The organism is Pseudonocardia sp. ICBG1293, assembly GCF_020131355.1.
Lineage (GTDB): Bacteria > Actinomycetota > Actinomycetes > Mycobacteriales > Pseudonocardiaceae > Pseudonocardia.
The window spans coordinates 208,014-233,250 of the sequence record NZ_JAHLEL010000014.1 but is presented as its reverse complement, the minus strand read 5'-3'; the positions used below and the strand labels follow the sequence as shown (position 1 = coordinate 233,250).

Sequence of the window (25,237 nt, the reverse complement as noted above, 5' to 3'; positions counted from 1 at the left end):
ACCCCGACGGGACCATGACCCTGATCGAACACCTCTACGAGCTGCGCAACCGGCTCGGTATCTCGCTCGCCGCGATCGTGGTGACGACGGTGTTCGGCTACATCTGGTTCGAGGTCTCGTTCTTCGGCTTCCCCAGCCTGGGTGAGCTGCTCAAGGAGCCGTACTGCTCGCTGCCGCCCTCGGCGCGGGCGTCGCTGACGGCCGACCCCAACGCCTGCACGCTGCTCGGCACCACCCCGTTCGACCAGTTCATGCTGCGCCTGAAGGTCGGGGCGACGGCCGGGGTCATCCTGGCCTGCCCGATCTGGCTGTACCAGCTGTGGGGCTTCATCACCCCGGGGCTGCTGCGCAAGGAGCGCCGCTACGCGCTCGGCTTCGTCTCGGTGGCCGCGGTGCTGTTCGTCGCCGGCGCGGTGCTCGCCTACCTGATCATCCCGCAGGCGCTCGGCTTCCTGCTCACCATCGGTAGCGAGATCCAGACGACGGCCCTGACCGGCACGTCCTACTTCTCCCTGGTCGTCAACCTGATCGTGATCTTCGGGGTCAGCTTCCTGATCCCGCTGCTGGTCGTCGCGCTCAACGCGGCCGGCGTCGTGTCCTACGACCTGCTCCGCCGGTCCCGGCGCGGGCTGATCTTCGGACTGTTCTGCTTCGCCGCGATCGCCACCCCCGGGCAGGACCCGATCTCGATGCTGGCGCTGGCGTTCGCGCTGACGCTGCTGTTCGAGGGCGCGATCCAGGTCTGCCGGATCACCGACCGGCGCCGCGCCCGCCGCCGTGCCGCCGAGGGCTGGGACTCCCTGGACCCGGACGAGCCCTCGCCGCTGGACACCACGCCGTCGCCGATCGAGGGGCCGTCCCGGATCGAACCGTCCCGGATCGAACCCGCCGCGCCGGTGTCGACCACCCGGGCACCCGTCGTTGCCCCGGACGGCGGCACCGCGGGTGCGGGGAACGGCCGCACCGGGGGTGCCGGGACGAACGGGACCGTCCCCGGGCCGCCCCGCTACGACGACATCACCTGACCGGGGCGGTGCCGCGGATCCCCCCGCGGCCCCGTCCGGCACGGCTCCGTAGGCTTGCCCCCCGGATCGGGTCGGGCGGCACTGAGGAGCGGGTCGGGACAGATGAAGTACAACCGGGTGGTCATCAAGCTCAGCGGACAGGCGATGGCCGGTGCCGACGGCTTCGGGTTCTCCGCGCAGGCCCTGTCCCACCTCGCCGACCAGATCCGGCAGATGCGTGCGCTGGGGGTGCAGGTCGCGGTCGTCGTCGGCGGCGGGAACGTGTTCCGCGGGAACCGCTCCGAGACCTGGGGGATCGACCGCGTCGAGGCCGACAACATCGGCATGCTCGGCACCGTGATCAACGGTCTCCTGCTGCGCGGCAAGCTCTCCGCGGGCGGTGAGGAGAACGTCCGCGTCATGACGGCGATCCCGATCAACGCCGTCGCCGAGCCGTTCCTGCGGCTGCGCGCCAAGCGGCACCTGGAGAAGGACGCGATCCTCATCTTCTCCGGTGGCAACGGTCAGCCGTTCATCACCACCGACTACCCGAGCGTGCAGCGCGCCCTGGAGATCGGCGCGGACGCGCTGCTGGTGGCCAAGCACGGCACCGACGGCGTCTACGACACCGACCCGCGCACCAACCCCGACGCCCGGCGCTACGAGCGCCTGCCCTACGACGAGGTGCTCTCGCGACGGCTGGCCGTGATGGACCAGACCGCGTTCATCCTGGCCCGCGACCACGGTCTGCCGCTGCACGTGTTCGACATCGAGAAGGACGGCCTGATGGCCGCGATCTGCCGCGGCGAGCACCACGGCACCGAGATCAACCCGGACATCGTCGAGGCGGAGTTCGCCCACCCGGAGTAGCCGGCCGGGACACGTGGTCCGGCTCACCCTGTGGCGGCGCAGCGTGTCGGTGCCGTGTGACAGCCTGGGGTCGTGAATGGTTCCGCCGCCGACCCGGCCGCCGCGTACGCGGCGGCGAAGGCCCGTGCCGCCTACCCGCGGCTGGCCGAGTTCACCGGTCTGATGCCCTTCGACCTGGACCCGTTCCAGCGCGAGGCGTGCGAGGCGCTGGAGGACGGCCACGGCGTCCTGCTGTGCGCGCCCACCGGCGCGGGCAAGACCGTCGCGGGTGAGTTCGCCGTGCACCTGGCCCTGTCCGAGGGCCGCAAGTGCTTCTACACCACCCCGATCAAGGCGCTGTCCAACCAGAAGTACGCCGACCTGGTCGCCCGCTACGGCGCCGACACGGTCGGTCTGCTCACCGGCGACACCGCGGTCAACGGTGACGCCCAGGTGGTGGTGATGACCACCGAGGTGCTCCGCAACATGATCTACGCCGACTCGGACAAGGCGGCGAACCGGCGGCTGGACCACCTCGGCTACGTGGTGATGGACGAGATCCACTACCTGGCCGACCGGTTCCGCGGCGCGGTGTGGGAGGAGGTCATCCTCCAGCTGCCCGAGCACGTCGCGGTGGTCGGGCTCTCGGCCACGGTGAGCAACGCCGAGGAGTTCGGCGACTGGCTGGTCGAGGTCCGCGGCGACACCCGCGTCGTGGTCGACGAGCACCGCCCGGTGCCGCTGTGGCAGCACATGATGGTCGGCAACCGGCTGTTCGACATGTTCGGCGAGCGGAGCACCCCCGGCGGGCCCGGCGAGGTCGTCGTCGACCCGGAGCTGGTCCGCTACACCCGCGAGATGGCCCGGCGGGACGTCACCACCTCACGAGGCGCGGACCGGGCGGGCGACCGCGGGCCGCGCGGCCGGGGTGGTCCGCAGCGGGGCCGTTCCCGGGGCGGGCGGACCGACTCCACGGCCGTCGTCGGGCGCGGTCCGCGCGGCGGGGGCGGTCCCTCCCGCGGAGGCTTCCGGCCGCCGTCGCGGGTCCAGGTGATCGACCGGCTCGACCGCGAGGGCCTGCTGCCCGCGATCACCTTCGTCTTCTCCCGGGCCGGTTGCGACGCCGCGGTCGGCCAGTGCGTGCGCGCCGGGGTGCGGCTCACCGTGCCCGAGGAGGTCGACGAGATCCGCCGGATCGTCGAGAAGCACACCGGGGACCTGCCGCAGGCCGATCTGGGCGTGCTCGGGTACTGGGAGTGGCGCGAGGCGCTGGAGCGCGGTGTCGCCGCCCACCACGCGGGCCTGCTGCCGGCGTTCAAGGAGACCGTCGAGGAGCTGTTCGTCGCCGGCCTGGTGCGCTGCGTGTTCGCCACCGAGACCCTGGCGCTGGGGATCAACATGCCCGCCCGCACCGTCGTGCTGGAGCGGCTGGTCAAGTACAACGGCGAGGCCCACGTCGACCTGACCCCCGGCGAGTACACCCAGCTCACCGGGCGGGCCGGGCGGCGCGGGATCGACGTCGAGGGGCACGCCGTCGTGCTGTGGACCCCGGGGATGGATCCCGAGCAGGTCGGCGGGCTCGCCTCCACCCGTACCTACCCGCTGCGCAGCTCGTTCCGGCCGGTCTACAACATGTCGGTCAACCTGGTCGGCCGTCTGGGCACCGACGCGGCCCGCGAGCTGCTGGAACGGTCGTTCGGCCAGTTCCAGGCCGACCGGTCGGTGGTCGGGCTGGCGCGGCGGATCGACCGCAACGCCGAGGCGCTGGAGGGCTACCGGGAGGCCATGACCTGCCACCTCGGCGACTTCGCCGAGTACGCCGACCTGCGCCGGCGCATCTCCGACCGGGAGAAGTCGCTGCGCCGTCAGAACACCGCCGCCGCCCGCGACGAGGCCTCGGAGTCGCTGCGCGAGCTGCGCCCGGGCGACGTGATCGCGGTGCCGTCGGGCAAGCGCGCCGGCATCGCCGTGGTGCTCGACCCGGGCGTCGGGGCGGTGTCGGCCGGCGGCCGTGACGCCGAGGTCCGGCCGCTGGTGTGCACCGAGGACAGGTGGGCGGGGCGGCTGTCGGCCGCGGACTTCCCGGACGCGGTGGAGGTACTGGGCCGGATCAGGCTGCCCAAGCGGGTGGAGCACCGCTCCCCGCAGGTCCGCCGCGACCTCGCGTCGTCGCTGCGTGCCTCCCGGCTCGGCGAGGGGCGCGTCGCCGGGCGCCGCCGCCGGCCCGGGGTGCAGGACGACCCGGAGCTGTCGACGTTGCGCCGCGCCCTGCGGGCGCACCCCTGCCACGGCTGCGACGACCGGGAGGCGCACGCCCGCTGGGCCGAGCGGTACGCCCGCCTGGAGCGGGAGACCGAGGCGCTGCGGCAGAAGGTGCGGGCCACGACGCACTCGCTGGCCCGGGCGTTCGACCGCATCCGGGCGCTGCTCGCCGAGCGCGGCTACCTCGTCCCGGCCGGGGAGACCGCGCCCGGCGAGGAGGAGATCACCGCGCACGGCAGGATCCTGGCCCGGCTGTGGGGCGAGTCGGACCTGCTCGCCGCCGAGTGCCTGCGGCACGGCGCCTGGGACGGCCTGGAACCCGACGAGCTCGCCGCGGTCGTGTCGGCGCTGGTCTACGAGTCCCGCCGCGACGACGCGCCGATGCCGCGGCTGCCCCCGGGCCCGGTGTCCGAGGCGCTGGAGCGCACCGTGCGACTGTGGGAGGAGCTCGACGCCGACCAGCGCCGGCACAAGGCCGAACGCACCCGGGCACCCGACCTGGCCTTCGCCTGGCCGATGCACCGGTGGGCGCGCGGGGAGTCCCTGGCCCAGGTGCTCGAGGCCGCCGAACGGAACGGACACGAGCTGTCCGCGGGCGACTTCGTACGCTGGACACGGCAGGTCCTCGACCTGCTCGACCAGATCGCCGGGGTCGCCGGTCGGTCGAGCGCGGTCGGCAAGGCGGCCCACCGGGCCTCCGGGGCGGTCCGGCGTGGCGTGGTCGCGGCGGGTATGCAGTAGCAGGCCCGGGCAGCAGCACCACCGGAACAGCACGACGAGAGAGACGGGCGGACGAGTAGGCGATGAACAACCCGCAGGGACCGGACCGGCATCCCGAGGATGCCGCGGAGCGGACCGGGGAGATCCCCGCCTGGGGCACGCCACCGCCCGGCGGGTGGGGCGCCGACCCCGAGACCACCGGGGCCTGGTCCCCGGACCGCGATGACCGGGACGGCTGGGCCGCCCCGGGATCCGCCGACGCCGGCTGGGACACGGCCCGCGCCGGTCGGGACGCCGGTGACGCACCCGGACCGGGCACCGGTGGCTGGGACGCCGTCCCGCCCGCGGGCGGACACCACCCCGGCGACACCGGCGGCTGGACAGCCCACGACACGACCGCCCACGGCGGGGCCGGGTACGGGGGTGCCGCCGAGGACCGGACCCGTGCGGAGCCGGTGTGGGGCGACGAGACCGACACCGGCCCGGACACCGACGGCGGCTGGGCCGTCCCGACCGGGCGTCGGGCCCGCCGCCGGGCCGCCGAGGCCGGGACCCCCACCGACGCCGTTCCGGCGTCGTCGCCCGGCTCGCCCTGGGCCGACACACCGACCACCACGGCCGACGACGGTTCCGGCCCGGGCGGGTGGCAGACCCCCGGCCCCGGCGAGGACGAGCCCTGGGTGTCCCGGGACGCGGTCCGCTCACCGTCGCGGACACGGCTGTGGGTCCTGGCCGGGGTCGGCGCCGTCGTGGTGGCCGCACTCGTCGTGGGGGCGCTGTTCTGGGCCGGTCTGCTCGGCAGCGACCGGTTCGACCGCACCGCGCTGCAGGCGGGGGTCAACCAGGTCCTCACCCAGGACTACGGGCTGGAGGTGGGCGCGATCGCCTGCCCCGAGGACGTCGAGGTGTCGGCGGGCACGCAGTTCACCTGCCAGGCCGTGGTCGACGGCGAGCAGGTCGAGGTCCCCGTGTCCGTGACCAGCGACCAGGGCGACTACCAGGTCGGGCGGGTCTGACCGGACGGTCGTGATCGGCCGGGTAATCGGCTGGCGCGCGGGGCGCGCGGCGGCGAGGCTCGTCGGATGTGAGCCCCGATGACCCGTTCGCCCCGCAGCCCGTCCCGCAGTCCGTCTCCGCCCACCCGGTCCGCACCCTGTCCGGGCCCGCCGACCGGCGGCGCGCGTTCGACCTGTTCCTGGGCACGCTGCACCACGGCCCGACCACCGACGACGCGTGGGAGGCCCACGGGCAGGCCGACGACGAGCACTGGCTCGGGGTCACCGACCCGTCCGGCGCGCTCGTCGGCTCGGCGTACTCGTTCCCGACCCGGCTGACCCTGCCCGGTGGTGCCCGGGTGCCCGCCGCCGCGGTCAGCGGCGTCGGTGTGCGGCCCGACCGGACCCGCGCCGGGCGTCTGACCGCACTCATGCACGCCCAGCTGACCGCCGCCCGTGACCGCGGCGACGTCGCCACCGTGCTCCGCGCCTCCGAGGCCACCATCTACGGCCGCTACGGCTACGGCGTCGCCTCCCGCGGCGACCACGTCCGCGTCGCGGTGGGGGCCGCCTGGCGTCCGGAGGCCCCCACCGGGGGCTCGGTGCGCATGCTCGACGCCGACGAGGCCGCGGCGCTGCTGCCCGGTCTGCAGGAACGCCTCGCCGCCGCCCGGCCCGGTGGGATGACCCGCACCGCGCGGTGGTGGCGGCGGGCGTTGCGCCCGGCGGGCCCCGCTGCCGGGGAGTACAAGGGCGTGGCGGTCCACACCGGCACCGACGGCACCGAGGACGGGTTCGTGGTGTGGGGCGTCGCCGAGGGCGACCTGGCCACCGGCGGCAAGGACGAGGTCCGGCTGCAGCAGCTCTGGGCCGGCGGTGCCACCGCGACGGCCGGGCTGTGGCGGTTCCTGACCGGACTCGACCTGGCCGACGCCGTGACCGGCTGGGTGCGCCCGCTCGACGAGGACCTCGACCTGGTGCTGGCCGACTCCCGGGCCCACCGCGTGACCGGTCGCGGGGACGACCTGTGGCTGCGCCTGGTGGACCCGGACGCGGCGCTGCGGGCGCGTGCCTGGGGCACGGGCGACCCGGTCGTGCTGCGGGTGCACGACCGCTTCCTCGGCGCCACCGGCACCTGGCGGCTCGCCGACGGCGCCGCCGAGCCCGTCGACGGCCCCGGCCCGGACCTGGAGTGCACGGTCGACGCGCTGGCCACGGCCTTCCTCGGCGACCGGGCACCGTCCTCGCTGGTGACGGCGGGCCGCTGGCGCGAGCACACCCCGGTGCGGCGGCCCGGGCGGACGCGGTGTTCGCGGTGCCGGGCCCGGCTCCGTGGTGCGGCACGTTCTTCTGAGCGGGCGGCGGTGGCCCGGGCGCGGCGTCCCGGGCCACCCGCCCGCCGGGCCGGGCGCCGGTGGCTCAGACCCGGCGGCGGGCGCGCACGACCGCGTCGTGCCCGGTCACCGTGCTGCCGTCGGGCAGCGTCACCGGGCGCGGCCGGGCCTGCGCGACCAGCACCTCCCACCGGGCCGGATCCAGCTCGCCGGCGAGCTCGTGCTCGTCGGGGAACAGCTCCGGCTCCGGCGGGCGCGGGATCCCCGCGGCCAGGTCGCGCGGGTGGTGCAGCACCAGCAGCAGCGTCCCGCCGGGGGCGACGGCGTCGGCGAGCGCGGCGTACAGGGGGCGGCGCACGGCCGGGGGCAGGTGCAGGAACTGGGCGTTGACCAGGTCGTAGGCGGCCGCGGTGGGTGGGTCGGTGCGCAGGTCGGTCGCGGTGAGGGTGATCGCGTCGGCCAGACCGGCCCGCCCGGCCGCGGCGCGGGCACGCTCCAGCGCGACAGGGGAGACGTCGACGGCGTCCACCCGCCAGCCGCGGGCGGCGAGCCAGACCGCGTCGCCGCCCTCCCCGCAGCCGACGTCGAGGGCCCGCCCGGGCGTCAGGTCCGTGGCCTCGGCGACGAGGGCGGCGTTGGCGTCGCCGCTCCAGATCTGCGGCCGGGTGTCGTAGTGGGCGTCCCAGAACGCCGCGGACCAGCGGTCCTCGGTCACGGTGGTTCCTCCGGTGGGTCGGACGTGCGGGCTGGGGTCGGTGGTCGTCCCGTGCACCCGGTCGCCGGCGACGAGCGCGGCGACCCGGCGTTCGGCGGCGGGTCCGAACGGGTCCGTGGGGGAGAAGGGCATGCGGCCACGCTGCCCGATCGCGGGCAGGCGTGGCAAACTTCGTTGCCGAGATGGCAAGATGTCCGGCGTGGACGAGGCGATCGCGGACACCCTGGCCGGCGTCGGCCCCCGCCTGGCGGGGCTGCGCACCGCACACGGCATGACCCTGGCCGACCTGTCCGGGGCCACCGGCATCTCGGTGAGCACGCTGTCGCGGCTCGAGTCCGGGGGGCGCCGCCCCACCCTGGAGCTGCTGCTGCCGATCGCGGCCGCCCACCAGGTGCCCCTGGACGAGCTGGTCGCCGCCCCGCCGGTCGGGGACCCACGGGTACGGCTGCGGCCGCGCCGGGCCCACGGGATGACCGTCGTCCCGCTGACCGAGCGCCCCGGCGGTCCGCAGGCGTTCAAGATGCTCATCCCGTTCCGCGGGGACGAGCCGGACCCGCGGGTGCACGAGGGCTACGAGTGGCTCTACGTCCTCGACGGCAGGCTGCGCCTGGTCCTCGGCGGGCACGACGTGGTGCTCGGTGCCGGGGAGGCCGCCGAGTTCGACACCCACGTCCCGCACTGGTTCGGCTCCGCCGACCGCGACCGCCCCGTGGAGCTGCTCAGCCTGTTCGGCCCGCAGGGCGAGAAGATGCACATCCGGGCCGCCCCGCGGGGCCGCGACGCCGGCGATCCCGGCGACTGACCCTCAGTCGAAGAACGCGGGCACGTCCACCGGGCCACCGGCATCGGCGAACTCCGCCGCGACCGCCTCCCGCAGGGCGGCGTCGTGCAGCAGGTCGGCCACCACCGTCGCCAGACCGGCCGCGCCGTCCAGCACCGCCCGGTCCCCGGCCGGGCCCGCCGCGGCCTCGGCGAACGCGGTGGTGTGCAGCGCGGTGCCGGGCTCGGCGATCGCGATCATCGGATGTATCGACGGCACCCGCAGCGAGACGTTGCCCAGGTCGGTCGACCCGGTCTCGGACTCCGGCACCACACCGCGCGGGTACACCCTGCGGCCCCGCCCGGCCTGGTGCACCGCCCAGCGTGCGGCGAGCGTCCGGTTGTGCCGGATCGGCAGGTACGGCGGGCGCGGGTCCCAGTCCAGGGTGTGGCCGCAGCCGGTCATCGCCGCCGCGGCGACGGCGATCGCCTCGACCCGGGTGGTCAGGTCCCGCAGCGTCTCCGGGTGCTGCGAGCGCAGGTAGTAGCGCGCCGCCGCCCGCTCCGGCACGACGTTGGGCGCCTGTCCGCCGTCGACGATCACACCGTGCACCCGGTCCCCGTCGGGGATGTGCTGGCGCAGCATCGCGATCCCCTGGTAGCCGAGCACGACCGCGTCGAGGGCGTTGCGGCCGCGGTGCGGCTGGGCCGAGGCGTGCGCGGCGACCCCGTGGTAGGTGACCTCCAGCTGGCGACGCCCCAGGAACGGGTGGTCGGGGATGTCGTGGGCGAACGGGTGGAGCATCACCGCGGCGTCGACCCCGGCGAGGGCGCCGTCGCGAGCCATCGTCTCCTTCCCGCCGCCGCCCTCCTCGGCGGGCGTGCCGAGCAGCAGCACGGTCCCGCCCACCGGGTGCGCGGCGAGCACCCGTCCCAGCGCGAGGAACGCCCCCACCGCCGCCGCGCAGATGACGTTGTGCCCGCAGGCGTGCCCGATGCCGGGCAGCGCGTCGTACTCGGCGAGCACCGCCACCGTCGGGCCGTCCCCGGACCCGACCACGGCCCGCAGCGCGGTGTCCAGCCCGTGCACGCCGACGGTGGCGTCGATCCCGTGCCCGGCCAGCAGCGCGGCCACCGCCGCGACGGAGCGGTGTTCGGAGAACGCAGTCTCGGGGTGGGCGTGCAGATCGTGCGACAGCGCCAGCAGCTCGCCCCGCAGCCCGTCGACCGCGGACGCCACCGCGTCGCGCACCGCGGCAGGGGCGCCGTCGTACGGGGATGTGATCGGCTCGGCCGCCGCCGCGCGCACCGCGGTCTCCCGGGCCACCGCCTCGTCGTACGCCGACGACGGCGGGACCGGCAGGCAGTGGTCGTCGTCGTGGCGGGTCACGACGACGCCGCCGCGTCGAGGGCCTTCCGCAGCCGCCCCACCGAGGACTCCAGACCCCACCGGGCGGCCAGCTCGTCGAGCCGGTCCGGGTCGGCGAACGCCGCCGGGAGCACGTCGTCGCGGCTCAGGTCCACCTCGGCGTCGGTCCGCACGCGTACCACCGGTTCGACGACGTCGAGGTAGTCCCGGGCCGCCGCCAGCTTTGCCCGTGGCCCCGGGCCGATCCGGGCGTCGCCGTCGCCGACCGCGGCCAGCAGCTCGGCCCAGGAGCCGAACCGGCCCACCAGCGTCGCCGCGGTCTTGGCACCGACCCCGGGCACGCCCGGCAGCCCGTCGGAGGGGTCCCCGCGCAGCATCGCCATCTCCGCGTACGCCGCACCCGCACGCTCCCGGGGCACCCCGAACTTCTCGGCGACGTCGTCGGGACCCAGGTTCTCGGCCTTGTTCAGCCCGCGGCCGATGTAGAGCAGCCGCACCGGCGGGGTGTCGCGCACGATCTGCATGAGGTCCCGGTCCCCGCCCACCCCCAGGACCGGGTCGACGGCCTCGCGGTGGGCGAGCGTCCCGATGACGTCGTCGGCCTCGCAGCCCGCGGCCCCGCCGGTCGCGATGCCGGCCGCCGCCAGCACCTCGGTGATGATCGGCACCTGCGGAGCGAGCGTGTCGGGGACCTCCTCGGGCACCCCGGCCGGGACCTCGTCCCCGGCCCGGCCCGCCGCCACCCGGTGCGCCTTGTACGAGGGCAGGGCCGCCACCCGGAACGCCGGCCGCCAGTCCAGGTCCAGACAGGCCACCAGCCGGGCCGGCCGGTGCTCGGTGACCAGCCGCGCGATCATGTCGGTGAACCCGCGCACCGCGTTCACCGGCGTCCCGTCCGGGGCGGTGACGCTCTCCGGCACACCGAAGTAGGCGCGGAAGTACATGCTCGCGGAGTCCAGCAGCATCAGCGGGCGCTCACTCATGCCGCGAGTCTGGCACCGCCGCCCACCCGGGTGGCCGCCGCACCCGGCCCGACCGTGCAGAATGCCCGTGTGGAGAACAGCTCAACCACCACGAGCAGCGGCCCCGTCGTGGCCACCGGGTCCGACCGGGACTGGAGCGCCGAGCGCGACCTGTTCGTCGCCGCCGAGCAGCGCGGCGGCCCCGCCGAGGACGCCCTGGCCGACACCGGTCCGCTCGCCCGCGAGTTCGCCGCCCTGACCGGTGCCCTGCTCGCCTCCGGCTCGGTCGCCTCCGTGCTCGCCAGGGTCGTCGCCGCCGTCCGCCGGGTCGTGCCCGGCGCGGAGATGGTCTCGGTCACCCTGCGCGACGACGACGGCCGCTTCCACACCCCCGTCGAGACCGCTCCGGCCGCCTCCTCGATCGACGAGGCCCAGTACGACAGCGGACGCGGCCCGTGCGTCGAGGCCGCCCGCGCCGACGGTCCCGCGCTGGCCTTCTCCGACGACCTCGGCGCCGAGACCCGCTGGCCCGAGTTCGCCCGCGCCTCGGTCGGGCACGGGTTCCACTCGGTGCTGGCCGTCTCGCTCGTCCCCGACGCCGAGCCGCCGCGGCTGCCCGGCGCGCTCAACGTCTACGCCGCGGCCCCCGGGGCGTTCACCGCCGACGACCGGGACCGCCTCGTGCTGCTGTCCACGCACGCGTCGCTGGCCCTGGCCACCTGCGTCGCGGTGTCGAACGCCGGGCTCCAGGAGACCCAGCTCCGCCAGGCGATCGCCTCGCGGGACGTGATCGGACAGGCCAAGGGGATCCTCATGGCCCGCCGCGGCCTCACCGCGGAGGAGGCCTTCGACGTGCTCCGCCGCACCTCCCAGGACCTGAACGTCAAGCTCGTCGAGCTCGCCGGGACCGTCACCGCGAACCCCACCGCGCTCGACACCGACTGACCCGGCGGCCGCGTCCGCGGGCGTCCGGTCACCGAGCGCGTCCGGACGCCCACCGGCGTCCTACCGGCCCACCCCGCGGTGCTCCGGGTGGCGGTCGTGTACCCCCCGTGCCCGCCTACGCTCACGGTCATGACCGATGCCGTCCCCACCGAGCTGCTCGCCGACCGGCTGCGCCGTGCCGGCGAGCACGCCGCCGAGCAGGGCACCGACGTGCTGTTCCTGACCCCGGGAACCGACCTGCGCTACCTGACCGGGTTCGACGGGTCCTCGCACGAGCGCCTGACCTGTCTGATCGTGCCGGCCGCCGGGCACCGGGCGCCGCCCGCGCTCGTCGTGCCGGCGCTGGAGGCGCCCGGGTTCGCCGGGGTCCCGCTGGAGGCCCTCGGCGTGGACCTGGTCACCTGGACCGACGGCGAGGACCCGTACCTGCTGGTCAGCGACCTCGCCGGCGGACCCACCCGGATGTCGGTCGACGACGACATGCCCGCCCGCCACGTCCTGGGCCTGCGCCACGCCTTCCCCGACGTCCCCCAGTACCTCGGCGGCACCGTGCTGCGCGAGCTCCGCATGCGCAAGGACCCGGCCGAGATCGACCGGCTGCGCGCCGCCGGCGCCGCGATCGACCGGGTGCACCGGCGGATGGGCGAGTTCCTGCGCCCCGGCCGGACCGAGGCCGAGGTCGGCGCCGACATCACCGCCGCGATCATCGCCGAGGGGCACACCGAGGCCGCGTTCGTGATCGTCGGCTCCGGGCCCAACGGCGCCAGCCCGCACCACGACGTGTCCGACCGCGTGATCGAGGCGGGCGACGTCGTCGTCATCGACATCGGCGGACCGCTGCCCGGCGGCTACAACTCCGACTGCACCCGGACCTACGCCGTCGGCGGCGAACCCGGACCGGAGGTCAAGGAGACCTACGCGGTCCTGCAGGAGGCCCAGGAACGCGCCGTCGCCGCGGTGCGCCCCGGTGCCACCGCCGCCGACATCGACCGCGCTGCCCGCGAGCACATCGCCGCCGCCGGGCACGGGGAGCACTTCATCCACCGCACCGGGCACGGCATCGGCCTCGACGTGCACGAGGAGCCCTACATCGTGGGCGGCAACGACCTCGTCCTCGCCGAGGGCATGACCTTCTCCGTCGAGCCCGGCATCTACCAGGCAGGCCGCTGGGGCGCACGGATCGAGGACATCGTCGTCGTCACCGCCGACGGCGTGGAACGGCTCAACACCACCGCGCGCGACCTGGTCGTCCTCTAGGGAGTGTCTCTTAACTCTGCCAATCGGGACTGCGGGATGATCATCGGGTGTTGCGTCGTGTGGTCCTGACCGATGCCCAGTGGGCCAGGCTCGAGCCGTTGTTGCCCTCGTCGGACGGGATGCCGGGGCGCCCGTTCGCCGATCACCGTCGGGTGGTCGAGGGGATTATCTACCGGTTCCGGTGCGGAGTGGCTTGGCGCGATGTCCCGGTCGAGTTCGGGCCATGGCAGACGCTGTGGAAACGCCACCGCCGCTATGCAGGTGACGGCACCTGGGATCACGTTCTCGCAGCTCTGCTGGCCGATGCCGACTCCGCCGGTCTGGTGGACTGGGCGGTCAGCGTCGACTCGTCGATCATCCGCGCCCACCAGCACGCCGCGACTCTCAGGCGCGACACAGGGGGCCGGATCGAACTACAAGAATCTGCGCGTCGAGCCGCCCGATCACGCCTTGGGCCGCTCTCGCGGCGGGCTGACCACGAAGATCCACCAGCTCGTTGACGGACACGGCCGCCCGCTGGTCGTGCTCGTCGGTCCCGGCCAGGCCGGTGACGCCCCGATGTTCCTGCACCTGATGAGTCACCTGCGTATCGACCGGGTCGGTGCGGGCCGGGCGCGGACCCGCCCCGAGCGGGTCCGCGGCGACAAGGCCTACTCCTCACGCGCGATCCGCCGGCACCTGCGCGAACGGCGGATCGTCGCGGTCATCCCGGAACCGGCTGACCAGCAGGGACACCGGAAACGCCGCGGCTCCCGCGGCGGTCGGCCACCGATGTTCGACCGGGTCGACTACCGCGGCCGCAACGTCGTCGAACGCGGGTTCTGCGAGGTCAAGCAGTGGCGCGGCCTGGCGACCCGCTACGACAAACTCGCCGTGACCTACCGCGGCGGGGTCGTCCTGAAGACCATCGTGACCTGGCTACGCGCGTTAGGAGACACGCCCTAGGGGTGTCCGGGACGTGTTCGGGGGCACGGTCGGGGTGTTCCCCGAGCGCGCCGGGGCCCGGGGGTGCCAGGGTGGGAGAGGTCAGGTCCGCACCACGAAGGAGCACCCCGTGAACATGCCCGTGTCCCAGCGTCTCGTCCGTCCCCGCACCGGGAAGGTGATCGCCGGGGTCTGCGCCGGGCTGGCCGACCGCTTCGGGATGGGCCGCAACACCGTGCGGTTCCTGTTCGTGCTGTCCTGCCTGCTGCCCGGCCCGCAGTTCGTCATCTACCTCGCGCTCTGGCTGATCATGCCGAAGAGCACCGTCTGAGCCGACGGTGTGAGCGCCGTCGCGGGACCCGGTGTGGACCCGCGACGGCGCCCCTGCCATCATCTCCCGCGTGATCGAGCCGACGACCGCCACCGCCGCCGCGCGCCCCGTGCGCGCCGCCGCGTGTCGCTGTCGTCGGGGTCCGTCCCCGCGCGGCTGACACCGCCGTCCCGCCCCCCCCCCCCCGCCGGGACCGCCCTCGCCGCCCGGGTACCGACCCGCTCCGGACCGATGTCCGTACCGGCCGCCCCGGCCCCGCACGCGAAGCGATCACCAGGTGCACACCCTCTCCGGCCAGACCGTCCTGGCCCTGCACGCCCACCCCGACGACGAGTCCATCTTCACCGGCCTCACCCTGCGCCGCCTCGCCGCCGCCGGCGCCCGCGTCGTGCTCGTCATGGCGACCGGCGGCGACCTCGGTGAGTCCCGGCTCCCGCTGGAGCCGGGCGAGACCGTCCCCGACCGCCGGGCCCGTGAGCTCACCGACGCCGTCGCCCTGCTCGGCGTGCACCGCCTGGTGCGCCTCGGGCACCGCGACTCCGGTCTGCCCGACGGCCCCGGGCTGCACCACCCCCGCGCGCTGGCCGGCGCCGACCCGGTGGCGCTCGGCCGGGCCGTCGCCGAGATCGTCGACGCGGAGGGTGCGGGCACCGTCCTGCACGACGACGACGCCGGCATCTACGGCCACCCCGACCACCGCGCCGCCCACGCGGCCGGGGCGATCGCCTGCTCGCTCACCGGTGCGCACGGCTACCGGATGACGGTCGACCGCGAGCACCTCGCGCTCGCCGCACCGGAGCGGCACCTCGTGCACGGCGCCGCGCACGCCGCCGGCGTCGGCTACGGGCGGGTGACCGCCGAGATCGCCGTCGCGGTCGGGGGCGGCCCGGCCGAGCTCGCCGTCAAGCGGGCCGCGATGCTCGCCCACGCCAGCCAGATCGCCCCGGACGCGGTCGACGAGGCGGCCTTCGCCGCCACCTACGGCTACGAGTGGTTCCTCCCCGGTGAGAACACCGGCGGCCGGGCCGACGGTGGTGTCCTGGAGGCGCTGGGCAACGCGCACGTGCTCGCCGGGACCCGCTGACACCGCGTCGCGCCCCACCCCGGGTCCGCATGCCACCGCGTCGGCGGTCCGCACCGCTCCACTAGGCTGACCGCACGACCGCGCTCCACCGATCCGCGACGAGCGGTGACCGAGCCGGTGCGGTCGGTACGGGTAGGGTCGTCCGGTCGGCAGCATCGGGCGGGGGAGAGGACGAGCATGGTCGAACCGCCGGGCCCGGTCCTGGTCGTGGTTCCCACCTACGACGAGCGGGAGAACCTCGGTCCCGCCGTCGCGCGGCTGCACGCCACCCTGCCCGACGCCGACGTCCTGGTCGTCGACGACGCCAGCCCCGACGGCACCGGCGAGCTCGCCGACGCCCTGGCCGCGGCCGACGAGCGGATCCGGGTCCTGCACCGTTCCGGCAAGGACGGCCTCGGCGCCGCCTACCTGGACGGCTTCCGGCACGCCCTGACCGGCTCACACCAGGTCGTCGTCGAGATGGACGCCGACGGCTCGCACGCACCCGAGGACCTGCCCGCGCTGCTCGCCGCACTGGCCGACGCCGACGTCGTCCTCGGCTCCCGCTACGTGCCCGGCGGGCGGGTGGTGAACTGGCCCTGGCACCGCGAGGCCCTCTCGCGTGGCGGGAACCTGTACTCCCGCCTCGCGCTGGGCGTGCCGCTGCGCGACATCACCGGCGGCTACCGCGTCTACCGGCGTACCGTCCTCGAACAGCTGCACCTGGACTCGGTCGCGTCCCAGGGCTACTGCTTCCAGGTCGACATGGCGTGGCGCGCGATGCGTGCCGGGTTCCGGGTCCGCGAGGTCCCCATCACCTTCACCGAGCGCGAGCGCGGCGCGTCCAAGATGAGCGGCGGCATCGTCGCCGAGGCACTGTGGCGGGTGACCTGCTGGGGCCTGTCCCACCGGCTCGGCCGGGACACCCCGCAGCGTCCCGCGGGCCCGGTCGCCGAGGGCGCCACCCACGGCTGAGCCGTGTGCGGCGCCCCCGGGCGCGGTCAGGCGCGCGCCGCGGGCAGGGCCGCCAGCTCCGGCACCAGGTCGTCGAGACCCAGGGTGCCCTGGGCCAGCGCGGCGGCGTGCCAGGCGGCCAGGTCGAACTGCTCACCGCGCGCCGCGTGCGCGGCCCGCGCCCGCTCCCGGCCGGTGAGCCACGCCCGCTCACCGAGCTTGTAGCCGATCGCCTGGGCCGGGCCACCGAGGTAGCGCAGCAGCTCCGAGTCCGCCATCGCGTCCCCGCCGCCGACGTGCCGGCCGAAGAACTCCCGCCCCAGCTCCGGCGTCCACCGCTGCCCGGGCCCGACCGGGGAGTCGTCGGGGATCGGCAGCGACAGGTGCATCCCCAGGTCGATCACGACGCGCACCGCACGCAGCATCTGGGCGTTGAGGTAGCCCAGCCGCGAGCCCGGGTCGGAGTGGTGCCCCAGCTCGTCCATCAGGCGTTCGGCGTAGAGCGCCCAGCCCTCGGCGTCGGCGCTGACCAGGCCCACCCCCGACGTCTGGAACATCGACAGCTCCCTGCTGCGCACCGCCCACGACGCGAGCTGCAGGTGGTGGCCCGGGACGCCCTCGTGGTACCAGGTGCTGATCAGGTCCCACAGCGGGTACCGGTCGTCCTCGCTCGCGGGCAGCCAGGTCCGCCCCGGCCGGGAGAAGTCCAGTGCGGGCGGCGTGTAGTAGGGCGCCGCCGCGCTGCCCGCGGGCGCCAGCCGGGACTCGACCTCCCGCAGCCGGCCGGACAGGTCGAAGTGGACACCGTCGAGCTCGGCGATCGTGTCGTCCATGATCTTCTGCAGGTGCGCCCTGGCGGCCTCCCCACCGACGACGATCCCGGTCGAGCCGCCGTCGGTCTCCAGGAACTCCATCGCCTCGCGCACGCTGCCGCCGGGCACGATCCGCGCGGCCTCGACGGTCATCTCGTCGCGGATCCGGCGGAACTCCGACCAGCCCCACTCGTAGGCCTCGACGCTGTCGACGTCGGCGCCGTTCCAGAACCGGTTCGCGATCCGGTACCGGTCGGGGCCCACCCCGTCCGGGGTGCCCTCGGCCGCCGGCAGGTACTCGGCGGCGAGCCAGTCCCGCAGCTCGGCCAGCGCGGCCGTCGCCTCGCGCGCACCGCGGTCCAGGTCGGCGCGCACCGCGTCCCCGACCGGTGCGTCCGCGGCGAACCCGGCGAACCAGCCGCGCCCGTCCGCGTCGCGGTTCCACGCCTCGATCTGCTCGGTCACCCGCACCACCTGGCGCGGCGCGGCGAACAGCCCACGACGACGCCCCTCGGCCAGCGACGCCCGGTACCCGGCGAGTGCCTCGGGGACCCGCGTCATCCGGGCGGCCACGGTGGCCCAGTCCTCGTCGCCGTCGACCGGCATGAGGGTGAACGCGGTCCGCAGCGTCGCCAGCGGCCCGAAGAGCTCCTGCACCGCGCGCAGCGGCTCGCCGGAGGTCAGGTGGTCGAGCTGGGCGCCCAGTCGCTCGCGCAGCAGCCGCGCGCAGCGACGCTCGTCGGGGTCGGCGGGCTCCCGGGCGCCGGTCGTGGTGTCCAGCCGCTCCAGGGTCTCCCGGCAGGCGGCGACGAGCGCGGCCGTACCGTCGGGGGAGAGGTCGGGCAGCTCGTCCTGGCGCGTGGTCCAGCCGAGGTCACCGGCGAGGACCGGGTCGAGCTCGGCGAGGCGGCGGACGTGGTCGTCGGCGAGGTCGCGCACGGCCCGGCCGGAGTGTGCGGTGCGGTCGGTGCCGGTCTGCTGATCGTTCATCACCGGCCATCATGCCCGGACGCGACGGAGCCCGGATCCCCTGTGGGATCCGGGCTCCGTGGTCACCGGGTGGTGGTCCGGTGCGTGTCCTGCGGTACCGCCGGGATCAGGCGATCTCGGCGCGTCGCTCGCGCAGCAGCTCCAGGCGCTCGTCGAGCAGCTCCTCGAGCTCGGCGATCGACCGGCGCTCGAGCAGCATGTCCCAGTGCGTGCGCGGCGGCTTCTGCTTCTTCTGCTCCGGCTCGGTGCCGTCCACCCGGCGACCGACGCCTCCCTGCGGGGACTCCCACGTCGCGGGGGCCTCGGCGTCGTTCGCGAACGGCACCTGGAACTCGTAGCCGGACTCGGACACATAACGGACCATCTGCCGCGGCGCCAGGTCGTGGTTGCGGTCCGTCTCGTAGCTGACAGCCCCGAGCCGGCTGCCACGCAGAACGCGGTCGGCCATGCGTCACCCTCCTGTAGCGCGATGTCGAGGGAGCACCTCGACGGTTACCTCTCAGCCACCGGGTGTAACGTGCGTGGAGCTACGGTATTCCGGCGGCAGGGCAGAACGGTCCCGCTCGAGTTACCTCGTGGTAACCCGCTCTGCGCCCGATTGACCAGTGTTCCCTATCCGGGCCCGATACACACTCCGATGTGACGTGTCAGCCATGTGTGACGGTGCTCACGCCGGAGTCGTCGACTGTTCACACCGCCGATCGGACCTGTGCACGGGCGGGGGAGCGCACCGGCAGCAGCGCCACCAGCCCGGCGGCCAGGACCAGCACGATCCCGATCGCCCCGGCCCGGTCCGAGCCGAAGGCGTAGGTGAACAGCCCGATCAGCGCCGGCGCCAGGAACGACACCGCACGCCCGGTCGTCGCGTACAGGCCGAACAGCTGGCCCTCCTGCTGTGCCGGGCTGACCCGCAGCAGGTACGACCGCGACGACGCCTGCGCCGGCCCGACGAACAGCCCGAGCGCCAGACCGAAGATCCAGAACAGGGTCGGCCCGGACACGAACAGGAGGATCACCCCCACCGCGACGCTGCCGGCGAGCGACCCCACGACGACGGCCTTGGGCCCCAGCCGGTCGTCCAGCCGGCCGCCCACCACGCAGCCGAGCGCCGCGACCACGTTGATCGCCACCCCGAAGATCAGCACCTGGCCCGGCTCCAGGCCGTACACGGTCACGGCCAGGACCCCGCCGAAGGCGAAGACGGCGTTGAGGCCGTCCCGGTACAGCGCGCTCGCCCCGAGGAAGTACACGGTGTGCGGGCTCGTCCGGTAGAGCTCCCGCAGGTCGGCCACCAGCTTCCGGTACGACCCGGCGACGCCCAGTTTCGGCGCGTCCGGCGTGGCCGGCGGGGTCTCGGGCAGCAGCAGGAACATCGGGGCGGCGAACACCGCGAACCAGACCGCCGCCACCAGCACCGCGATCCGCACGTCGAGCCCGTCGGCGGTGGGGACGCCGAGCAGGCCGCCGTCGCCGGACAGCAGGAACACGTACACCACCAGCAGCAGCACGATCCCGCCGATGTAGCCCAGCGACCAGCCGAATCCCGACACCCGACCGACCGTCGCCGGCGTCGACACCTGTGCCATCAGCGCGTAGTAGGACACGTACGCCAGCTCGACGAAGATCGAGGCCAGGGCCAGCAGCAGCAGCCCCGCCCACAGGTAGGACCAGTCGTCGCGGACGAAGAACATCCCGGCCATGCAGACCACGACCAGCGCCGTCCACACACCGGTCGCCCGCAGCCGCCGACCGGACCGGTCCGCGCTCTGCCCGATCACCGGGGCCATCAGGGCGATCAGCACCCCGGCCGCGGCGGTCGACCACGCCAGCCAGCTGTTCGCACCGACCGGGCCCGGCAGGTCCGCGCCGACGGTGTCGGTCAGGTACACCGAGAACACGAAGGTCAGCGCGATGTGCTGGAAGCCCGACGATCCCCAGTCCCACAGCCCCCACGCCCACAACCGGGATCGGCGGGGCGGGGCCGGGTCTGCCGTCGGGACGGTCGAGGCGCTCACGGCGCGAGCGTAGCCACGGCCGCCGGGGCCGGCCTCCGATCATCTACGGAGACGACGCCCCGTCAGCCCCCGACCACGTCGAGCAGCCGGTCGGGCCGGTCGGACAGCAGCCCGTCCACCCCCAGCGCCAGCAGCCGCCGCATCTGCCCGGGCTCGTCCACGGTCCACACGTGCACCTCGCGCCCGGCCCGGTGCGCCGCCTCCACGAACCGCCGGTCCGAGGCCACCGGGACCGGCCCGAACCGCGGCGGGACCTGGGCGAACACCCCCGCCGACGCCGGCAGCAGCCGTCCGGGGACGCCCCACGCGCGGGCCCGCAGTGCCACCACCTCGGCCTGCCCCATCGACGTGCACAGCCGCGGGCCGGCCAGCCCGCGGGCGCGGCCCAGCCACCGGGCGGAGAACGAGCCCAGGCACACCCGGTCCCAGGCGTCGGCGGCGTCGAGGACCGCCAGCGTCGGGGCGACCACCTCCGCCGACTTCAGCTCGATCGTCACGCGCACCCCGGGGACCGCGGCCAGCCTCGGCAACGGCTCGGCGCGGTGCGTCCCGGTGACCCGGACCGTGTCCAGCTCGGCGGCCGGGCGGGCGTCGATCCGGCCGGTGCCGTCGGTGGTGCGGTCCAGCGTCGGGTCGTGGTGCACGAACGGCACGCCGTCGGCGCTGGCGTGCACGTCCATCTCGACGTAGCGCAGACCGTGGTCGGCGGCGGCGGAGAACGCGGCGAAGTCCGCGGACTCCGACCGGCCCCCCGGTGTCCCGACGCGGGCGGTGCGCAGCCAGTCCGGGGCGTGCCGCGCCACGTTCTTCTCGAAGAACGACGGCCCCTCCACCCCGTCCGGCCAGCGCTTGAGCGTCGCGGGCCTGCCGTCGAGGTGCGGCACCATGACCTCGGCGACGGCCAGGTAGTGCCCCAGCACGTCGGCCTTGATCGTACCGGTGGCCGGGTACAGCACCTTGTCCGGGTTGGACAGCGACGCCCGCCCGTACCCGTCGTGCCGCGGCCCGGGCCGGGCCGTGCCGCGCCGTGGCGTGCCAGGCCGTTCCGTGCCGCCCACCCGGACCTCCTGCCAGTCGTCGGTCACACCCTCGGGGTAGCCGGAGCCGGCCCGGACCGCGACCACCCCGGGCAGCCCCTGCCCGCGCACCGCGTCGAGGAGCTCGGCACCCGCGTCCGGGTAGGACGGTGCGGCCCGCCGGTGCGGCCCGCCGGTGCGGCCCGTCCAGCGGGAGCTCCTCCAGCAGCGCCCGCCGCCGCTCGGCGGGCAGCGCCCGGACGTCCCGGCCGCCCGTGTGCAGGACGTCGGCCACCCACAGCTCCCCGCGCCCGGTCAGCTCGGCGTCGAGCAGATGGCCCCCCGCTCCCAGGGCGGGCCCCAGCCCGCGCAGGGCACCCGGTGGGTCGACCGGCTCCCCGGTGCGGCCCCGGTTGTCGACCGGACGCAGGGTGAGCCGGCCGCCGTCGACCCGCACCAGCACCCGGCGACCGCCGAACACCGGGCGGAGGGTCCAGCCCTCGCCCGCCGGCAGGTGGCCGGCGGCCCGGGGGACCGCCAGGACGACGTCGTGGGGGAGCGGCTCGCCCCCGGCGGCCATCCCGTCGGGCTGCTCACGGGTCCGGCGCAGCAGCCAGCCGTCCTTCCGCCCGCCCGAGCTCCGGTGCAGCAGCACGAACCGGCCACGGACGCGCTCGCCGTGCAGCACGAACGCGATCTCGCGGTCGTTCCACTTCTCGGTGTCGTAGCGGCCCCGGTCCCAGATCGCCATCCCGCCGCCGCCGTACTCGCCGCGCGGGATCTCGCCGGAGAACTCCAGGTACTCCAGCGGGTGGTCCTCGGTACGCACGGCCATCCGGACGGTCTCGGAGTCCTCGGGCAGCCCCTTGGGCACCGCCCACGACGCCAGCACCCCGTCCCGTTCGAGCCGCAGGTCCCAGTGCAGCGCCGTCGCGTGGTGCTCCTGCACGACGAACCGGTCCCCGGCGGCACCGGGCGGGGCGGCGTCCGGCTCGGGCACCGGTTCGGGTGTGCGCCGCGGGTCGCGCCGGCGGCGGTACTCGTCCAGGGGCACAGCGGCAGCGTAGTGACCGGCACCCGCGTCGACGGGGGTGCCGTTATGACAGTTCGACGGAGGCCGGTCGGACTCGACGTGCGGGGAGTGCCGGTCGAAGATACGTTCGACCCGTGACCAACGACCACAGCACCGACGCCGTCGACCCCGGGACGGCCGAGAAGGACCCCGCCGACTGGACGACCGGTGACGAGCCGATGACCGGCCCGCAGCGTTCGTACCTGGAGACGCTGCTGCAGCAGGCGGGCCAGGACGCCCCGGAGAACCTCGACGAGCTGACCAAGGCCGAGGCCTCGAAGCGGATCGACGAGCTGCAGGACGCGACCGGCCGCGGGAACTGAGACCCGTCGCGCCGACGGCGGGACGCCGACCGTCCCGCCGTCGGCGACGTCCTGGGGTCGGCAGAGGCCTGACGCCCACGTGCCTCCCCGGTTCGATACAGCGAGCCGATAATGCACGTTATGACAGTTCTAGTCGTGGAGGGGTCGGCTCCCGGGCTCCCCGTTCACGAGGTCCTCGCTCGCCCGGGCCGTCGTGCGAGCACCGGGCGGCTGCGCCTCGTGCGCCCGCACGTGGGGCGTGGGTGCCGGGACGTGCCGGGTCCTCACGAGCACGTCAGGCGCTCATCAGTACGACCCGCGACCCGCGGCGCACCCGACCGAGCGGGCCGGGCCCCGGAGGGCGCCGCCGACGGCGACGGGAGCCGTTGCCACGGTCGGCCGCACACCTTCGGGCACGCCCGCGACGCACGACGAGCCCGTGGACTCCGACGCCCCCCTGGCCCCCGTACCCCGGACCACGTGCCGGACCCGGGCCGGGGCCGCCGCTCCGGCGGTCCCGGCCCCGCTGTGCCACCACCGCGCCTGCGCACCCGGACGGGCCGGCCAGGCGGAGTGTCCGGCGGTTATGACAGTTCCGCCGTCCGTCGCGGTGCTCGCAGCCCGGCGCGTTCAGGACCCTGCGACGACCCGGGGTCGTCCCTCGGTCAGACGCCGGAGCAGGGCCTCGGCCGGACCGGTCCTCCCCCGCCGTTCGAGGACGACCGCGTACGCGACGGTCAGCAGCCACACCCCCACGGCGAAGGCGGCCATCCCCGCGCTCGACAGCTGTGCACCCCAGCCGAGTCCCCAGGCGGCCAGCAACGGCGCACAGATCACCGACTGCGCGAGATAGCAGGTCATGGACCGCTTCCCCACCGCGACCACCGCGGAACCGGCCGGTCCGAGCGGGCGCCCGACGAGCCGGCCGCCGACGAGTCCGAACACCGCGACGTAGCCGAGACCGCACGCCAGCCCGGTGAGCAGGTGCGGGACGGTGAACGACCCCATCACCGGGACCAGTCCGTCGAGCAGCCCGACGTGGGTCAGCGCCTGCGGGGCCGCGCCGATCCAGCCGACGGCGATCCCGGCGACCGCGGTGGTCCACAGCAGCCGCCGGTGCTCCCACGGCCGCTCCAGCACGCGCCGGCGCGCGGCCCAGATCCCGAGCAGGATCGACACCGGCACGACCATCCCGAGCAGCCCCTGGATGGCCAGTGACATCACCGGCCACATCGTCATCCGGGCCGCGGCGGCCTGGAGCGGGTCCTCGGCGGACACGCTCGCCCTCGCCAGCGCGAACACCCCGGACCCCGGGTCGCCCGCGGTGCGGTCGCCGGCCAGGACCGCGAGCGCATCCAGGGTGACCAGGACGGTGAGGGTCAGCAGCAGCCCCGTCCCTGCCCCCGCCCAGGCGAGCAGCGTGCGGTCCGAGCGGCGCAGGAACAGCCACACCAGCAGCAGCCCCGTCAGGCCGTAGGCGCCCAGCACGTCGCCGCCCCACAGCAGCAGGGCGTGGACCGCACCGAAGGCCAGCAGCAGGAGGTTGCGACGCTGCACCTGCCGCCGGGCCGCGGGCTCGTCGAGCCCACGGTTCTGACGGCTGCGGTGGATCAGCACGAGCCCGTAGCCGAAGAGGAAGGCGAACATCGGGTACACCCGCAGGTCGACCATGGTGATCAGCAGCGCCTGGACGATCCGGTCGGCCGTCGAACCGTCGGCCGGCTGGACGCCTGCCGGGGAGCTCGGCCGGCCGTAGAGGTAGAACGTGGTGTTCGCGAGCACGATGAGCAGCAGCATGATGCCGCGTGCGAGGTCGGGTCCGGGGATCCGACCGGTGTCGCGGGTCGGTCCGGCGGCGGGCGGCGGGCTGTGCTCGTGCGGGCTCATGACTCCCCCCGCCGGTCGGCGCGCACGGCGCGGACGAACAGCTCGGCGAGCTGCTCGGCGTGTGCGGCGATGTCGTGGTCGGGATGTCCGTCGGAGTAGGCGACCATCGACTCGATCGCGGCCTGGACGGTCACCGCCATCACACGGACGTCGAAGTCGCGCAGCTCGCCGGACTCCTGTCCGGTCCGGAAGGTCTCCTCCAGCGCCTGGTAGTACGGCTCGTTGAAGGCATCGCCGTACCGCGGACGGCCGTGGGCGTCGCGCGCGGTGGTCAGTACCTCGGTGAGCGCGACCATCTGTGCGGGATGCGCCCGCAGGTAGGCCGCGATCGAGCTGAACCGGGCCCGGAGCCGGTCCGTGACCGTCGTCGTCGCCTCCAGCTGCGGCACCACGAACTCGGTGATCCGCTCGTACACCTGCTCGACGAGCAGGTCGAACAGGTCGTCCCTGCTCGCGAAGTGGTAGGAGATCACGCCCTTGCTGACGTCGGCGCGCTCGGCGATGCGCGACAGCGATGCCCGGGCGTAGCCGAGCTCGGCCACGACCTCCACCGCGCAGTCGACGATCTGGGACCGCCGGGCCTCCTCGATCGCGGAAGGGCGTTTCTGGCCGGTTGTACTAGATTTAGTGCGCATGGTCAGAAATTAGCACGACCGGCCAGAAATGTCCGCATCACGGTGCCGAGGTGACCCCGGACGGA

20 protein-coding genes and 3 pseudogenes are annotated in these 25,237 nt (G+C 74.9%); 13 read left to right on the top strand and 10 right to left on the bottom strand.

The annotated features are described in order from the left end of the window. Positions 1-14 precede the first annotated feature (14 nt). The 5 genes and pseudogenes from tatC to KPF47_RS09355 all read left to right on the top strand — a co-directional run. The gene (gene tatC / locus KPF47_RS09375) at positions 15-1,025 is read left to right on the top strand and encodes a twin-arginine translocase subunit TatC (protein ID WP_255659430.1); all 1,011 of its coding nucleotides are present in this window, start codon (positions 15-17) and stop codon (positions 1,023-1,025) included. 102 nt (positions 1,026-1,127) lie between these two features. Then, the gene (gene pyrH / locus KPF47_RS09370) at positions 1,128-1,874 is read left to right on the top strand and encodes a UMP kinase (RefSeq protein WP_062395067.1); all 747 of its coding nucleotides are present in this window, start codon (positions 1,128-1,130) and stop codon (positions 1,872-1,874) included. A gap of 72 nt (positions 1,875-1,946) precedes the next feature. Then, on the top strand, positions 1,947-4,856 hold the full coding sequence (locus tag KPF47_RS09365) for an RNA helicase (RefSeq protein WP_224388118.1): 2,910 nt from the start codon (positions 1,947-1,949) through the stop codon (positions 4,854-4,856). A 62-nt stretch (positions 4,857-4,918) separates the two neighbouring features. After that, positions 4,919-5,851 (top strand): DUF4333 domain-containing protein, encoded by a 933-nt coding sequence (locus tag KPF47_RS09360; RefSeq protein WP_224388116.1) that lies wholly within the window; start codon positions 4,919-4,921, stop codon positions 5,849-5,851. 68 nt (positions 5,852-5,919) lie between these two features. Continuing rightward, a pseudogene (locus KPF47_RS09355) lies at positions 5,920-7,089 on the top strand (GNAT family N-acetyltransferase); the annotation flags it as partial. 160 nt (positions 7,090-7,249) lie between these two features. On the opposite strand, the gene KPF47_RS09350 reads toward KPF47_RS09355, so the two are convergent. Further along, entirely contained in the window at positions 7,250-8,011 is a 762-nt protein-coding gene (locus KPF47_RS09350) for a cyclopropane-fatty-acyl-phospholipid synthase family protein (RefSeq protein WP_224388114.1), read from the bottom strand. A gap of 58 nt (positions 8,012-8,069) precedes the next feature. Here KPF47_RS09350 and KPF47_RS09345 point away from each other — a divergent pair, with 58 nt between their 5' ends. After that, positions 8,070-8,681: a helix-turn-helix domain-containing protein gene (locus KPF47_RS09345; RefSeq protein WP_374108818.1), complete on the top strand. Its 612-nt coding sequence runs from the start codon at positions 8,070-8,072 to the stop codon at positions 8,679-8,681. A 3-nt stretch (positions 8,682-8,684) separates the two neighbouring features. Here the strand turns inward: KPF47_RS09345 and KPF47_RS09340 are convergent, their stop codons facing one another. Further along, complete coding sequence (locus tag KPF47_RS09340) at positions 8,685-10,028, bottom strand: M20 family metallopeptidase (protein ID WP_224388109.1); 1,344 nt, start codon at positions 10,026-10,028, stop codon at positions 8,685-8,687. Beyond that, positions 10,025-10,990, bottom strand: a complete 966-nt coding sequence (locus KPF47_RS09335; RefSeq protein WP_224388107.1) for a 5'-3' exonuclease — start codon at positions 10,988-10,990, stop codon at positions 10,025-10,027. Before KPF47_RS09335 ends, KPF47_RS09340 begins: the two co-directional genes overlap by 4 nt. A gap of 108 nt (positions 10,991-11,098) precedes the next feature. On the opposite strand from KPF47_RS09335, the gene KPF47_RS09330 reads away from it, so the two are divergent. From KPF47_RS09330 to KPF47_RS09305, 6 genes and pseudogenes are all read left to right on the top strand, one after another. Beyond that, complete coding sequence (locus tag KPF47_RS09330; protein ID WP_374108817.1) at positions 11,099-11,914, top strand: GAF and ANTAR domain-containing protein; 816 nt, start codon at positions 11,099-11,101, stop codon at positions 11,912-11,914. A gap of 129 nt (positions 11,915-12,043) precedes the next feature. After that, on the top strand, positions 12,044-13,171 hold the full coding sequence (locus KPF47_RS09325) for a Xaa-Pro peptidase family protein (RefSeq protein ID WP_224388105.1): 1,128 nt from the start codon (positions 12,044-12,046) through the stop codon (positions 13,169-13,171). A gap of 47 nt (positions 13,172-13,218) precedes the next feature. Next, positions 13,219-14,116: pseudogene (locus KPF47_RS09320) on the top strand (IS5 family transposase). Between the two features lie 115 nt (positions 14,117-14,231). Then, positions 14,232-14,426 (top strand): PspC domain-containing protein, encoded by a 195-nt coding sequence (locus KPF47_RS09315; RefSeq protein ID WP_224388500.1) that lies wholly within the window; start codon positions 14,232-14,234, stop codon positions 14,424-14,426. Positions 14,427-14,703: 277 nt separating this feature from the next. Beyond that, on the top strand, positions 14,704-15,510 hold the full coding sequence (locus KPF47_RS09310) for a PIG-L deacetylase family protein (protein ID WP_224388103.1): 807 nt from the start codon (positions 14,704-14,706) through the stop codon (positions 15,508-15,510). A gap of 177 nt (positions 15,511-15,687) precedes the next feature. Then, positions 15,688-16,464, top strand: a complete 777-nt coding sequence (locus tag KPF47_RS09305) for a polyprenol monophosphomannose synthase (protein ID WP_224388101.1) — start codon at positions 15,688-15,690, stop codon at positions 16,462-16,464. Positions 16,465-16,490: 26 nt separating this feature from the next. On the opposite strand, the gene KPF47_RS09300 is transcribed toward KPF47_RS09305, so the two are convergent. The 5 genes and pseudogenes from KPF47_RS09300 to KPF47_RS40765 all read right to left on the bottom strand — a co-directional run. Further along, the gene (locus KPF47_RS09300; RefSeq protein WP_224388099.1) at positions 16,491-18,245 is read right to left on the bottom strand and encodes a DUF885 domain-containing protein; all 1,755 of its coding nucleotides are present in this window, start codon (positions 18,243-18,245) and stop codon (positions 16,491-16,493) included. Between the two features lie 106 nt (positions 18,246-18,351). Continuing rightward, positions 18,352-18,693, bottom strand: coding sequence for an RNA polymerase-binding protein RbpA (locus KPF47_RS09295; RefSeq protein WP_020627709.1), 342 nt, complete (start codon positions 18,691-18,693; stop codon positions 18,352-18,354). Positions 18,694-18,934: 241 nt separating this feature from the next. After that, positions 18,935-20,260, bottom strand: coding sequence for an MFS transporter (locus KPF47_RS09290; protein WP_224388097.1), 1,326 nt, complete (start codon positions 20,258-20,260; stop codon positions 18,935-18,937). Positions 20,261-20,322: 62 nt separating this feature from the next. Continuing rightward, positions 20,323-21,408: a glycerophosphodiester phosphodiesterase family protein gene (locus KPF47_RS09285; RefSeq protein WP_224388498.1), complete on the bottom strand. Its 1,086-nt coding sequence runs from the start codon at positions 21,406-21,408 to the stop codon at positions 20,323-20,325. 520 nt (positions 21,409-21,928) lie between these two features. Next, positions 21,929-22,276: pseudogene (locus KPF47_RS40765) on the bottom strand (DNA polymerase ligase N-terminal domain-containing protein); the annotation flags it as partial. A gap of 167 nt (positions 22,277-22,443) precedes the next feature. Here KPF47_RS40765 and KPF47_RS09275 point away from each other — a divergent pair. Beyond that, positions 22,444-22,671, top strand: coding sequence for a DUF3072 domain-containing protein (locus KPF47_RS09275; protein ID WP_224388095.1), 228 nt, complete (start codon positions 22,444-22,446; stop codon positions 22,669-22,671). A gap of 609 nt (positions 22,672-23,280) precedes the next feature. Here KPF47_RS09275 and KPF47_RS09270 read toward each other — a convergent pair. Then, positions 23,281-24,537 carry a DUF418 domain-containing protein gene (locus KPF47_RS09270; RefSeq protein WP_224388093.1) on the bottom strand — a complete coding sequence of 419 codons (1,257 nt, stop codon included), beginning with the start codon at positions 24,535-24,537 and terminating at the stop codon, positions 23,281-23,283. Then, entirely contained in the window at positions 24,534-25,172 is a 639-nt protein-coding gene (locus tag KPF47_RS09265) for a TetR/AcrR family transcriptional regulator (RefSeq protein WP_224388091.1), read from the bottom strand. Before KPF47_RS09265 ends, KPF47_RS09270 begins: the two co-directional genes overlap by 4 nt. Positions 25,173-25,237: the final 65 nt, after the last annotated feature.